18 protein-coding genes and 1 tRNA gene are annotated in these 13483 nt (G+C 27.0%); 2 read left to right on the forward strand and 17 right to left on the reverse strand.

The window, feature by feature from the left end:
* Nucleotides 1-32: 32 nt before the first annotated feature.
* The 12 genes from AVBRAN12640_RS04290 to AVBRAN12640_RS04345 form a co-directional block, all read right to left on the reverse strand.
* Nucleotides 33-770 (reverse strand): NYN domain-containing protein, encoded by a 738-nt coding sequence (locus AVBRAN12640_RS04290; RefSeq protein ID WP_214116012.1) that lies wholly within the window; start codon nt 768-770, stop codon nt 33-35.
* A 5-nt stretch (nt 771-775) separates the two neighbouring features.
* Complete coding sequence (pssA, locus tag AVBRAN12640_RS04295; RefSeq protein ID WP_214115871.1) at nt 776-1504, reverse strand: CDP-diacylglycerol--serine O-phosphatidyltransferase; 729 nt, start codon at nt 1502-1504, stop codon at nt 776-778.
* Nucleotide 1505: 1 nt separating this feature from the next.
* A complete protein-coding gene (locus tag AVBRAN12640_RS04300; RefSeq protein WP_214115873.1) occupies nt 1506-2093 on the reverse strand; it encodes a hypothetical protein in 588 nt (195 codons plus the stop codon).
* A complete protein-coding gene (ftsH, locus tag AVBRAN12640_RS04305; protein ID WP_214115875.1) occupies nt 2090-3943 on the reverse strand; it encodes an ATP-dependent zinc metalloprotease FtsH in 1854 nt (617 codons plus the stop codon). Before ftsH ends, AVBRAN12640_RS04300 begins: the two co-directional genes overlap by 4 nt.
* Entirely contained in the window at nt 3936-4763 is an 828-nt protein-coding gene (locus tag AVBRAN12640_RS04310) for a 50S ribosomal protein L11 methyltransferase (protein ID WP_336608453.1), read from the reverse strand. Before AVBRAN12640_RS04310 ends, ftsH begins: the two co-directional genes overlap by 8 nt.
* A 2-nt stretch (nt 4764-4765) precedes the next feature.
* Nucleotides 4766-5131: a chemotaxis response regulator CheY gene (locus AVBRAN12640_RS04315; RefSeq protein WP_214115879.1), complete on the reverse strand. Its 366-nt coding sequence runs from the start codon at nt 5129-5131 to the stop codon at nt 4766-4768.
* A gap of 30 nt (nt 5132-5161) precedes the next feature.
* A tRNA-Leu gene (locus AVBRAN12640_RS04320) sits at nt 5162-5246 on the reverse strand.
* Between the two features lie 27 nt (nt 5247-5273).
* Nucleotides 5274-5588 carry a F0F1 ATP synthase subunit C gene (locus tag AVBRAN12640_RS04325; protein WP_214115881.1) on the reverse strand — a complete coding sequence of 105 codons (315 nt, stop codon included), beginning with the start codon at nt 5586-5588 and terminating at the stop codon, nt 5274-5276.
* 98 nt (nt 5589-5686) lie between these two features.
* Nucleotides 5687-6241, reverse strand: coding sequence for an RsmD family RNA methyltransferase (locus AVBRAN12640_RS04330; protein WP_336608454.1), 555 nt, complete (start codon nt 6239-6241; stop codon nt 5687-5689).
* The gene (locus AVBRAN12640_RS04335) at nt 6231-6557 is read right to left on the reverse strand and encodes an ornithine carbamoyltransferase (protein ID WP_214115885.1); all 327 of its coding nucleotides are present in this window, start codon (nt 6555-6557) and stop codon (nt 6231-6233) included. Before AVBRAN12640_RS04335 ends, AVBRAN12640_RS04330 begins: the two co-directional genes overlap by 11 nt.
* Nucleotides 6554-7189, reverse strand: a complete 636-nt coding sequence (locus AVBRAN12640_RS04340; protein ID WP_214115887.1) for an HdrB C-terminal domain-containing protein — start codon at nt 7187-7189, stop codon at nt 6554-6556. The genes AVBRAN12640_RS04335 and AVBRAN12640_RS04340 overlap by 4 nt, the downstream gene beginning before the upstream one ends.
* Nucleotides 7186-7812, reverse strand: a complete 627-nt coding sequence (locus AVBRAN12640_RS04345; RefSeq protein ID WP_336608455.1) for a DUF5644 domain-containing protein — start codon at nt 7810-7812, stop codon at nt 7186-7188. Before AVBRAN12640_RS04345 ends, AVBRAN12640_RS04340 begins: the two co-directional genes overlap by 4 nt.
* Before the next feature lie 64 nt (nt 7813-7876).
* On the opposite strand from AVBRAN12640_RS04345, the gene truD reads away from it, so the two are divergent.
* Complete coding sequence (gene truD, locus AVBRAN12640_RS04350; protein WP_214115891.1) at nt 7877-8962, forward strand: tRNA pseudouridine(13) synthase TruD; 1086 nt, start codon at nt 7877-7879, stop codon at nt 8960-8962.
* On the forward strand, nt 8959-9945 hold the full coding sequence (galE, locus tag AVBRAN12640_RS04355) for a UDP-glucose 4-epimerase GalE (protein ID WP_214115893.1): 987 nt from the start codon (nt 8959-8961) through the stop codon (nt 9943-9945). Before truD ends, galE begins: the two co-directional genes overlap by 4 nt.
* A gap of 323 nt (nt 9946-10268) precedes the next feature.
* Here the strand turns inward: galE and AVBRAN12640_RS04360 are convergent, their stop codons facing one another.
* From AVBRAN12640_RS04360 to AVBRAN12640_RS04380, 5 genes are read right to left on the reverse strand one after another with little or no spacing between them, the layout of a single operon-like run.
* Nucleotides 10269-10883: a YggS family pyridoxal phosphate-dependent enzyme gene (locus tag AVBRAN12640_RS04360; RefSeq protein ID WP_336608456.1), complete on the reverse strand. Its 615-nt coding sequence runs from the start codon at nt 10881-10883 to the stop codon at nt 10269-10271.
* Nucleotides 10884-10887: 4 nt separating this feature from the next.
* Nucleotides 10888-12114 carry an RNA polymerase factor sigma-54 gene (locus tag AVBRAN12640_RS04365; RefSeq protein WP_336608457.1) on the reverse strand — a complete coding sequence of 409 codons (1227 nt, stop codon included), beginning with the start codon at nt 12112-12114 and terminating at the stop codon, nt 10888-10890.
* Complete coding sequence (lptB, locus tag AVBRAN12640_RS04370) at nt 12114-12836, reverse strand: LPS export ABC transporter ATP-binding protein (protein WP_214115900.1); 723 nt, start codon at nt 12834-12836, stop codon at nt 12114-12116. Before lptB ends, AVBRAN12640_RS04365 begins: the two co-directional genes overlap by 1 nt.
* Nucleotides 12823-13221, reverse strand: coding sequence for a tRNA (adenosine(37)-N6)-threonylcarbamoyltransferase complex ATPase subunit type 1 TsaE (gene tsaE, locus AVBRAN12640_RS04375; RefSeq protein ID WP_336608458.1), 399 nt, complete (start codon nt 13219-13221; stop codon nt 12823-12825). The genes lptB and tsaE overlap by 14 nt, the downstream gene beginning before the upstream one ends.
* Nucleotides 13205-13465: an RNA-binding S4 domain-containing protein gene (locus AVBRAN12640_RS04380; RefSeq protein WP_336608459.1), complete on the reverse strand. Its 261-nt coding sequence runs from the start codon at nt 13463-13465 to the stop codon at nt 13205-13207. The genes tsaE and AVBRAN12640_RS04380 overlap by 17 nt, the downstream gene beginning before the upstream one ends.
* Between the last annotated feature and the right edge of the window lie 18 nt (nt 13466-13483).

Here is a 13483-nt window from a genome sequence, read left to right on the forward strand (position 1 = left end):
GTATTGTTAGTATATGTATTATTAATAAATTTTTAGTCTATATCGCCCTTGTTTGGGCGAAGGAGTGTAGAATTTTTCACAAGATAATAAGTACATCTATCATCAGATACTTTTTCTTGATATTCCTTATGTTTTAAAATAAAATTCTCAATTAATTGTCTAAAACTACTAAAACCATAATTTTTAGCGTGAAAATCAGAATATTTTTTCTGCATATATGTATTTATTACTGCATATTCTGCTCTAGTTTTTTCATCAATTAAATTATCAATTATTTGTTCTAATTCTTTTAATTGCTCTTTTGGAATTGCTTTTAATCTGTCTTTATCACTACTTTTAACTTTTTCATTATCCAAATAAAAAAACTCATTAAATGAATTTACATATGATTTTAAAGATTTATTAGTTCCTATTCCAATTACTAATTTTTTGTTTTCTCTTAATTTTTGAGCTAAACTCGTATAATCACTATCACCTGAAACTATAACAAAAACATCTATTTGTTTTTCATAAAATATGCTTAAAGCTTCGGTTGTAAGATACATATCAGATGAGTTTTTACCCGATGAAGTAGAAAATTGCTGCATTGCAATAATGCCATAATCAAATATTTTTTCACGCCAATTTTGAATATTTTCTTTACTCCAATCAGCATATATTCTTTTAATAATAACATTTCCATAATTAGAAGCGTAGTCAAATATTTCTCTAGCATATTTAGCAGGTATGTTTTCTGCATCTATAAATACTGCTACGCTACTATTATCCAACATATTTATCCTACTTTTTTAATCTTTTTTATATATAAATTATAAATCGCTCTTGATAAACCATAAATAACATAAGCGCTCATTATTAAGGTAAAAATCTCTAAAGGGCGTAAATATATAAGAGAACAAATAAAAATTAAAATCACTAAAGCTTTTAAAATATTTGCTTTTTGAAATTCTATCTTTTTAAAACTTGGATACCTTACATTACTCACCATCAAAAACGACAATAAAAACGTAAGAAATATAATAAAAATTTCTATAAATGAATTATTATCAAAATGGTGCTTATAAAACACAACCCAAATACCTAAAACAACCGCAGCCGTTGGAATTGGAAGACCTATAAAAACTCTTGGGTCATATGTGCCTGTTGTAACATTAAATCTAGCTAAGCGAATTGCACCAAATATTATAAAAACAGCCATAGCAAGAGAACCAAGTCTTCCATACTCTTGACCTAAATTAAAATAAAATAGTACCGCAGGTGCAACTCCAAAAGCAATAATATCAGCTAAACTATCAAATTCTACTCCAAATTTTGAAGCTGTATTTGTAAGCCTTGCTACACGACCATCAAGACCATCGCAAATCAAACTTACTATAATTAAAATCATAGCTTTATCATAATCACCTTTAATAGACGCTAAAATACTTAAAACACCTAAAAATATAGATGCTGCTGTAAATAAATTAGGTAAAATATAAGCTAATTTATGAGAATTTTTTTCCATTTTATTCTCCAATCTTTGCAATATCTGCATTAGCTAAGATTTTATCGTGCATTCCAACTAATAAAGTGCAATTATATGGTAATTTTATATCAACTAATCCTGTTGAAAAAAATCCAATTCTTTGACCTTTAAAAGCTTTTTTTATGTCATAAAAAGAATTTACACAATACCTAGCAGGTTTTAAAATTAATGAAATATCTTTATTGAATACTATTTCAGTAGCATTTGAATAAAAATTATCATTATATTTTAAACCATTAAATTGCTTTTTATAAATATCTTCAGACTTTATCACACTTCTAACTTCTGAAGAATTTAAAAATAAGCTAAAATAATTTTTTTCTAAAGTTAATACTATATTTTTATTATCTTCATCAACATATATTCCAACTACCTTTGCATCAATTGGACTTACTATAGTATTATTATCATAATCAGTGATTTCTCTCTCAACCCTTTTATAAAATAAATGTAGTAATACTAAAATTAAAAATAACAAACAAGAAAAAGAAAATATTAAAGTAAATAATATAAATATTATCCAAGCAATTAATATTATCTTTTTTCCACAATTTGCTATTAAATTCATTTTTCTATCTCACTTAATCTAGTTTCAAAATTATTTTCTATTTCATAATTTTTAATTATTTCTCTTACTTCACTACCTTCTATTACTTCTTTTTCATAAAGTTTTTCAACCATTGTTTCAATTGCTCCGCTATATTGTTCTAAAGTAGCAACAACAGATTTAAATCTCTCATCAAGTAAGTTTTTAACATATTCATCTAATTTATGAGCCATATCATCTGAATAATCCTTGATAGTTTGACCACCACCTAAGAATTGATTTCTTTGTTTTTCTAAAACCATAAGCCCAGCAATATCACTCATACCATACATAGAAACCATTGCTTTTATAATATCGGTTGCTCTTTCTAAATCATTACTAGCACCTGTTGAAATCTCTTTAATAAATACATGCTCAGCTGCACGACCACCTAAAAGAACATCAACTTCTGCAATCAACTCGTGTCTTTGCATTAAGAATTTATTTTCTTCAGGAGTATTTAAAGTATAACCAAGCGCTGCTAAACCTCTAGGAATAACAGAAACTTTTGTAACTTTTTTAGCACCTTTTGTTGTCTCTGCTATTAAAGCATGTCCACACTCATGATATGTTACAATTTTTTTCTCTTTATCACTTATTCTTCTTGATTTTTTCTCAAGTCCTGCAATAGCTCTTTCAACTGCTTCAGTTAAATCGCCTTGCTCTACTTCTTTTTTATTATTTCTTCCTGCAAGTAATGCAGCTTCATTTATTATATTTGCCAAATCAGCTCCAGCAAGTCCTGCCGTAAGTCTTGCAATATCTTCAACTTTAACTTCTTTAGCAATTTTTACATCTTTCATATGAACGCTTAAAATATCGCATCTTCCTTTAAAATCTGGCTTATCAACTAAAACTTGTCTATCAAAACGACCCGGTCTAAGTAATGCTGCATCTAGCACTTCAGGTCTATTTGTAGCCGCTAATACAATTACAGGGCTTTCTGAACCAAACCCATCCATTTCAGCTAAAAGCTGATTTAAAGTTTGTTCCCTTTCATCGTGCCCGCCCATATGTGAACCTGCTGCACGAGATTTACCAATAGCATCAATTTCATCTATAAAAATAATTGCCGGAGCTTCTTTTTTAGCGTTTTCAAATAAATCTCTAACACGACTAGCGCCAACACCTACAAACATTTCTATAAAACTTGAACCCGAAACACTAAAAAATGGAACATCAGCTTCACCTGCAACTGCTTTTGCTAAAAGAGTTTTACCTGTGCCTGGAGGTCCAACTAATAATAAACCTTTTGGAATTTTAGCACCTAATTTAATATATCTTTCTGGATATTTTAAAAAATCTACTATTTCTTTTACTTCTTCTTTTGCTTCTTCAACACCTGCTACATCATCAAATTTTACTTTTGGTTTTTCAGAATTTACTAATTTTTTTGAGTTTCCAATTCCTAAAATTCCGCCACCCATTTTCTTTTGCATTCTGTTTGTAATAAATCCCCAAATAGCAAAAAATATAAAAATTGGAATTATCCAAGTAAATAATAAATTAGATAAAAAGTTATTTTCAGAATAAGATGTGTAATTTACATTTTTACTATCAAGTAAAGTAGTAAGATTTGAATCTCTTACTAAGTTTGCAGTATAACTAGAGTTAAGCCCGCTACCTTTTATTTGAGTTTGTCCTATTTGAACTTTTGTTATTTCACCTGTCTCTATTTTTTTCTTAAAGTCAGAATAACTTATTTTATTTCCATTATCAGCTATTCCACCTTCTTCAAAAAATAAAGAAAACCCACCAAATACCAATAGTGAAAAAATTAAAAATATAACTATTGGATTTTTATTAGAATTCTTATTTTCATTATTATTCATTTTTCACCTTATAAACTAAAGTTAGCCAATCTCCTTTTATTTTCTCATCAACTAAAGTTAGTGAAGAAAATTGACTTTTAATCCTTTCAGAATAAGTATTTAAAATACCAGAAAGAATTAAAACTCCGTTCTCATTAAGACTTTTTATCAAATCATTTTTAATAATTAATATCACATCGGCAATTATATTTGCTACTACTAAATCATATTTCTTTTTGGCTTTATCGCAAGAACCTTGCCAAATGTTATTAATTTTAAGATTATTTAACTCAAAATTATTTTTAGTACTCATAATTGCTAATTCATCAGTATCACAAGAATCAACACTAATGCCATAATTAGCCATAACTAAAGATAAAATTCCACTACCACATCCTACATCAAGACCTGTTTTGCAACCTTTATAATATTTTTGCAAAAATTCAACACAAGAATTTGTGCTTTCATGATGACCTGAGCCAAAAGCTAAAGCTGGGTCTATTTTTAGATTTACATAGCCTGCTTTAGGCTCTTGCCAAGTAGTATGTATATATATATTATCTATTAAAATTGGCTTTATATTTTTCTTATATTCATTAATCCAATCCTTATTCTCTTTTTCACAAAGTTCATAAGTAAGATTAATATTTAAATTAGCATCATTAAGTTTTTGTTTTAACTCGCCTAACGCAAAAACTAAATCATCAAGATTATTATCACTTCTTACAATTAATTCATCATTTTTTTCTTCAATTGCATCAATATCAAACGCAAATACAAAATCACTAATAAACTCCAAATTATTTGTTTTAATAACTAATTCTTGATAAGTATTACGCATAATTATCCTAAAACATCTTCTAATTTTTCTTTTAATACTTGTGGAGTAAAAGGTTTTACTATATAGTTATTAACACCAGCTTTTAATGCTGTAATAACTTCTGCTTTACCACCTTCAGTAGTTACCATGATGATTGGCATATCTGCATATTTAGCTTCAGCTCTTACTTTTTTAACAAGTTCAAGACCATTCATTTCAGGCATATTCCAATCTGTTATTAAAACATCAATATCGCTATTTGCACATAACAATCCCCAAGCTTCCACGCCATGTTCAGCTTCTAAAACATCCTCATGACCTAATCTTTGTAAAGTATTTTTAATAATTCTTCTCATTGTAGAGCTATCATCTACTACTAATAATTTCACTTCAAAATCCTTTTGTAATATTATTTTTCATGGTGCGTTTAGCGAGACTTGAACTCGCACACCTGTTGGCACTACCCCCTCAAGATAGCGTGTCTACCAATTCCACCATAAACGCAAAAAAGGCTACAAAAGTAGCCTAAAATTATCCTAAAAATGGGTTAGCGTATAATAATACTAATCCAATAACTAGAGCATAAATTACTTGTGCTTCAATTAACGCAATAGCAATAAACATAGTTGTTGATAATTTACCACCTAAACTAGGGTTTCTAGCAGTTCCTGCAATAGTCGCAGCAGCAGCATGACCCATACCAATAGCACCACCAAGTGCAGCAACACCTAAGCCAATACCAGCAGCTAAAACAGAACAAGCTTTTAATAACTCGCTACCAATTTCAGTTTCTGCAGCAAAAGCAACACTAGAAAAAGCAAGTAAAACTAATAAAAACTTTTTCATAAAATCTCCTAATAAAAATATATATAATTTTCCTTTCGGCTTGCGTATCCCTACTAAAAAAATTATGCTCTATATTCTATTAAGCTAAAGTAAATAAATTAAGACCTAGTAAAAAAACTAAGAGTTGTGTTGCCGAATTTTTTTACCTTAAATAAGGTATATTTTAAAGATGCAAATTCAACCTTGCTAGAATGCTCTATAATGACAATATCACAATCTAAATTCTCATACAAATTCTTGATTTTCAAATATACATCGCTAAAACCATCTCTAATATCAAATGGCGGGTCTAAATAAAGAATAGTTTTTTCATTTTGTAATTTGGCAATAATATTAGGTAAAGCTTTAAAAGTATCGTCATTTAAAACTTCTATATTTAAATCTTTTGTATTTTTTAAAGCACTTTTATACGCTAATTTATCAATCTCAATAGCAAATGCCTTTTTTGCATAATTACTAATAGCCTCAATCGCCATACTAGCACTACCGCCAAATGCTTCTATAAAAACATATTCCCTTAAATCATCTCTTAAAACATTAAAAACACAAGACTTAACTATACTTTTTGTAGCTCTTGTGGTATCTTTTGATGGATTTTCTAAAATTTTACCTTTTAAAAAACCACTCTGAACTCTTAAAACATTATTTTTCATACATTAATTGAAGTAAATCATATTTAAATTTATTAAGTAATTTATCAAGTTTTTCTTCAAAACTTAAAACCTTATTATCATCTTGATTTATTGTGCTTGAAAACTCATATAAAGCATCAATTAATTGCTCTTTACTAAAAGGCAATTTTAAATGTGCATTATTAAAACCTATTATAAATTGTGGTTTTTTTGCGTGCATTAATTTTTCATCAGTGATTAAAAAATCGCAATCTTTTTTATTTGCTAAATAATCTTGTAAAAATAATATTAAAGTCTTTTCTAATAAAATATCTTTGCACGCAATGGCTATTTTCATACCAAACTAACCTTTAATTTATGTTCTTTAAGACTAGCTGGAATATTACCATTAGCTAAAGCTATGAACTCAGCCATATGTAAAATATAAAAATCACTAAAATCTCTATTAGATACTTTTTGCAATTCGCCACTTAAAGTATCAAACATTTTAAAGCTTAAACTATCGCCAACTACTAAAAAATCAGCACCGCTATCATAAGCATCTAAAACTATCTTAGCTGCTTTTTTATATGCTACTTGTTTATCAAAATCTAAAAATCTAAAACCATTTTCAAATTCTTGAGTTTCGTAATTTATTAATTTTGCCTTAGTCTTTTTTAAAAAATGTAAAAATAAATCAATGGTAAAACCACGATAAACAGCTACATTAAAACCATTAAAATCGTTTTTAATTTCTATATTTTGTAAATCTTGAATAACACAAGAAGCGTTTTTATAATTTTTCTTTGCATAATCTAAAATACTAGTATCGCAGATTAAATTCATCTCTCCTAAACAAGAATCAAATTCTTTTTTATATTCATCTGCTTTATATTCACTCATAAAACTAGGTGTTTTTACATAGGTTTTTCTATAATCACCTTTTAATAAATTAGAAAAATTAAAATCATCATTTATTAAAGTTATCATCTAATCTCCTTTTGATGTTTTAAAGAATTTTTAATTTCTTCATATTTTTCATAATCACTATATAAAAATGGTTTTAAGCTTACACTATACTCAATTCCTTTTTCCTTATCAAAAACAATATCTAAAATATCTTTTCTTTTATTAGGATATTTTTCTAATAATTTATTTGCAAACACAAACGCACTATCACCTAAAAATTCATCATTATATTCACGAATATCACTTGCATAATATAAAAATTTATAAGTTAAATAATCCTTATAATCATCTGCATTGCAAATATTTTTAAAATAATCAAAAACTTTTATAAAATCACTATCATCACACATTAAATCAAGCTTTGCCCTTTTTAAATCAATTGCACTTACACAAAAATCATTTCCAAATTTTTTAATAAGTTCATTTATGTTTGTATTAAGTGATAAAACTTTATTTTCAATCCTTACAAATTCATTACAATCTGGCATATTAAAATATCTATCTTGTTGTTTTACCAATCCTAAAACATAGTAAAGTGTAGAACTATCGTTAATGTCTTTTAAATTAATCTCATATGGCTTATAGTAAAACTCATAATCTCTACTAGCATCAAATCTAAATACTCTTAAAATAAAACTTCTCATAACAAAATTCCTTTTTTACTAATTTATATCAAAAAAATGTTATAAATTATTAAAAGGATTTAATATGTATTTAAGAGCAAACACTCATTCAAAAATCAATGTTTATTTTTCAAAAAATTCTAGCGATTTCGTAGTGCGTGAAATACCATTATACGAATTTAGTGGCTCTGGAGAGCATTTAATTTTACACATACAAAAGAAAGATTTAAGCACAAATGAACTTTTAAAAGATTTAAGTGCAGCAACAGGAATTAAAGCAAAAGATTTTGGTTACGCAGGTCTTAAAGACAAGCAAGGACTTACATTTCAATACATTTCAATGCCTAAAAAATACGAGAAAGAATTAGCTAAATTTTCTCATGAAAAATGTAAAATTATTGATACTTTTTTACACAATAATAAATTAAAAATCGGACATTTAAAAGGTAATTCATTTTTTATAAGATTAAAAAAAGTTAATAAAATTGACGCTTTAAAGATTGAACAAATTTTTACAAATATTAAAGAAAATGGCTTTCCTAATTATTATGGCTATCAGCGTTTTGGCAAAGATAATGATAATGCAAAAACAGGATTAGAAATATTAAAAAACGAATTAAAATTTAAAAATAATAAATTAAATAACTTTTTAATTTCTGCATTTCAAAGCGAATTATTCAACACATATTTATCAAAAAGAATAGAAATTTCAAGATTTAGCAATGATTTTTCTAAACAAGAATTATTAGCACTTTATAAGGATAAAACTTTAGTTGAAAATCTAAAAAAACAAGAACAATTTTTTAAATTATTTGATAATGAAATATATGAGCATTATCCTTACGGCAAGGTATTTAATGAGAATTTAGAAGATGGTTTAAAAAGATTTTTAGCAAGAGATATTAGCCCTTCTGGATTGATACTAGGAAATAAACCTAAATTAAATGAAGGTTTTTTAGGCGAAATTGAAAATAGCATATATAAAGATTATTTTGATTTATTAAAAACTCAAAATGGTTCAAGAAGATATTTATGGACTTACACAAATGATGAGAAAATTAACTATAATGAAGAATTAGCACAACTTAGCCTTGAATTTAGCCTACAAAAAGGCTCATACGCAACAGTCGTGCTTGATGAAATAATACATTTAGAAAGGAACGAAGAATGATTTTAATTACAGGTGCAGCAGGTTATATTGGCTCAATTACAAGTTATCATTTTTTAAAGAATAATTATAAAGTTATAGGTATTGATAATATTAGCACTGGAAATGCAAGGGCTTTAGAAGTGTTAAATAAATTTGATAATTTTAAATTCTACGAAGGAAATTTTGGAAATTTAGAACTATTAGAACAAATAGTAACCAATAATAAAATAGATTGTGTAGTGCATTTTGCAGCTAATACTAGCGTATTTGAAAGCACACAAAATCCATTAAAATATCATGATAATAATGTATCAAATATGATTAATTTATTAAAAATTTGTGAAAAATACGATATTAATAATTTTATTTTCTCAAGTTCTGCTGCAACTTATGGAGAACCAAAAACTAATGAATTAATCACAGAAGATACTCCAAAAAATCCTATAAATCCTTATGGTTTAACAAAACTAATAGGCGAATATATATTAAATGATTTATCAAATGCAAAGAAAGAATTTAATTTCATAGCATTAAGATACTTTAATGTTGCAGGAGCAAGCCTAATTGCACCTTTAGGTCAATTTAGTAAATCTAGCTTACTTATAAAAATAGCTGCTGAATGTGCTGCTAATAAAAGAGATAAAATGTATTTATATGGTAATGATTATAATACCCCTGATGGAACTTGCGTAAGGGATTATATACATGTTGATGACTTGGCTATCGCACATATTGAAGCATTAAAATATTTAAAAAACCAAAAAACAAGTCAAGCCTTTAATGTTGGGTACTCAAAAGGAACTAGCGTAAAAGAAGTAATTGATATTATGAAAAAAATCAGTGGTAATGATTTTAAAGTAGAAATGGCAGATAGACGCACAGGAGATCCTAGCTCACTTGTAGCATCTAATAAAAAAATAACTTCTTTAACAGATTGGAAATATAGTAACGACAACCTTGAATTAATTTGCAAAAGTGCTTACGAATGGGAGTTAAAAATATAAACTCAATTCCTATTTTAAATTCAATACATTTTAAGAATTTAAAATAGGAGATAATACTTTAAAATAAAAAGTAAATTAATATTATATTATTAATTTCAATATTTTAAATATAAAGATATTTTAGAGCTTTTATATATTTTATTTTGTATTTGCAATAAACAATATTTACGATATTAAAGATTTTGAAATTTAAAATCAATACTTTATATAAAACTAAAAAAATAATATCTTAAAATAGCTCTTATTATTTAATAATATTTTATATAAAAATTAAGATAACTAAAACTATAAAAACTTATCTTATAAAATGAAAATTTATTTCATTAATTAAATAGCACGCTGCCTAAGCGTATCATATTTGCTCCACTTTTAATAGCTATTTCATAATCACTACTCATACCCATAGAGCAAATCTTAGCTCCATCTTTTTTAAGCTCATTATAAATCTTATAACACAAATCAAAACTCTTAATAATTTGCTTAATATCATCGCTCATAGCACCTATACACATAACCCCTACAGGCTTTATGAATTTACAACTTTGTTTAATCGCTAAATACTCATCAATCGCTTTACTTGGATTAATACCAGCCTTGCTATCTTCGTTAGCCACATTTATCTCAAGCAATGTATCTAGCTCATAATCAAGTCTAGCATCAACATATTTTGCAAGGTCTAAATTAATGCAACTTTGCCACATAACAGGCTTTGTTTTTATAAGTAAATTAGCTTTGTTTTTTTGCAAATTTCCTATGAAATGCCAATTAATATCACTTGATAATTCAGCCTTTTTTCTAGCTAAATCTTGCACTTTGTTTTCGCCAAATTCAATTTGCCCTAATTTATGTAAAGCCATTATTTTCTCATCTGTTGTATATTTACTAACCGCTATAATTCTTATATCTTTATATTTTTCTTTTAGTTCTAAATAAGTCATTTTTCTACCTTAATGAATATAATTTTTTTCTCTCGCTTGAGCTTGGAATATCTAGTAATTTTCTATATTTTGTGATAGTTCTTCTTACTATTTTTACATTAAATTCTTTTTCTATTTTTTCTAAAATCAATTGATCGCTTAAAGGTTTTAAGTGATTTTCATTTTTGATTAATTCGCTTACAAATTCTTTGATGGTTTTATTACTTGTGCCATCGTTTAATTCTGCTGCAAAAAAATCTTTAATAGCTATTATCCCACGATTTGAGCTAATGTATTTATTAGCTATTGCACGGCTAATTGTGCTAGTATTCCTATCAAGTTCTGTTGCTAAATCCTGCATTTTTAATGGCTTAATATCTCCGCCTAAAAAATAATCATATTGATATTCAACTATCATTAAGGCGAGTTTTTTTAAAGTCGCCTTTCTCATTTCTAAAGCATCTACTAAATTTTTAGCATTTTTTACTTGTTCTTTTAGCTCTTTATAGTCTTGAATTTCAATCTGCGGATAATAATCATCATTGATAATTATTTCTAATTTTCCATTCTCATTTAAGATATAAATATCAGGAATAATCTCTTTGCTATCTTCTAAATCATCAATAAAAGGCGGTAAATTAAAGCTTTTTATAATTCTTATTGCGTCTTTATATAAAGGACTTTTAGTATATTTTGATAAATTATCTAAATCATTTATAAGCTTTTTACATAATAAAAATAATTCATTTTCTAAATTCGCATTCAATAAGCAAAACTCTAAAGCTTCAATATAATTAATCGCACCAACTCCTAAAGGCTCAAGGTAGCAAAATCTCTTTCTAACTTTTTCTATATCTTCCAATAAATATCCTAAACAAATATTTTCATCATATACAAAATATCCATTCTCATCAAGACAACTTATAATAATTCTTGCAATTTCTTGAGATTTTTGAGTAGGAAATAAAGTCTTATTAAGCTGTAATTCTAAATCATCATATATGCTTTTTTTAGCGATATTTAATTCTTCAATCAAACCACCGCCTTTAGAATATAATTGTCTTATACTTTTGTTAGATTTTTTATCATTTATTTCTTTTTTTGAGCTAATTTTTATACAAGGATTATCTTTTGCTAGATTATTTACTTCATCTTCTAAATCATCACTACTAGCTTGAAGCAGTGGCAACCAGCTTCTAAGGGTTTGAGATAATTTCGGCTTTTGGCTTACTTGCTGACGAACTTTTAACATTATAAAGAAAAGTTTTTACCTAAATATTTGCTTTTTACTATTTCATTATTTGCAATTTCTTTAGCACTTCCACTAGCTAAAATACTGCCGCTATCTAAAACATAAGCTTTATCACAAATTCTAAGGGTTTCACGGACATTATGGTCAGTAATTAATACGCCTATATTTAAATCTTTTAAATCCTTAATAATGCTTTGAACATCATTAATACTTTTTGGATCAACCCCAGCAAAAGGCTCATCAAGTAATAAAAACTTAGGCTCTAAAACTAAAGCTCTAGCTATTTCTAATCTGCGACGCTCCCCACCGCTAAGACTTTTTGCAAGGCGGTCTTTTCTATCATAAATCTTCAAAAGATTTAATTTTTCTTCTATTAATTCATCTATATTTTTAAGCCCTTTAAGTTCTGCTGCAATTTGCATATTTTCCCAAACACTTAAATCTTTTAAAACGCTTGAATCTTGTGGTAAATAACCAATGCCTAGAATTGCGCGTTTGTGAAGTGGCTCGTTAGTAATATTTAAATCATCTAAAAAAATATCCCCAGCACTAGGGCTAACAAGTCCGCAAATCATATAAAATGTAGTAGTTTTTCCTGCACCATTACTTCCAAATAATCCTACTATTTGAGAATTATCCATACTAATATCTACATTTTTTATAATTTCTATATTTTTTATACTTTTTTTTAGACCACACGCTTTTAAATTAACTAAACTCATAAAGCCTACCTTCATTATTAGTGCTAATTTTCACAATCTTGTATCCAAGTGCAAATTGCTCTAATATTTTTATAAAATCATCATCAGCCCATTCAATTAAATGAAGACCATCATTAAACAAATTCTCAAACAAACCATTTTCTATAAAAGCTTTTGTTCCTTTTTGATAAATATCATAATGATAAATCGTATTAGTATCGTTTTTATAAGTATTTAATACACTAAAAGTTGGAGAAATTGCTTTTTGATTTAATTTTTTATTTGCTATTTTATTTACTAAAGTAGTCTTGCCACTAGCTAAATCGCCTTGTAATAAATAAATCCCATTATCACCAAACTCATTTACCACTAAATCTAAATTATCTAAATTAGCCTTGATTATCATCTAGTTTTTCCACATATTCATTTGATTTTCCTTTAGCTACATTTTTGGTTGTAGGTAAAGCTAATACCTTAAATCTAATTTGCTCGTTTAAAAGATTTAGACTTATAATATCGCCAACTTTTACTTCTTTACTAGGCTTAACAACATTTCCATTTATACAAATTACGCCGTTTTTACACATATCAAGTGAAATTGAACGGCGTTTTGTGATATTTACTGCATTTAAAAATTTATCTACTCTCATAAAGAGCATTTTAGCTAG

Origin of the sequence: Campylobacter sp. RM12640 (assembly GCF_020137595.1) — a bacterium.
GTDB lineage: Bacteria > Campylobacterota > Campylobacteria > Campylobacterales > Campylobacteraceae > Campylobacter_E.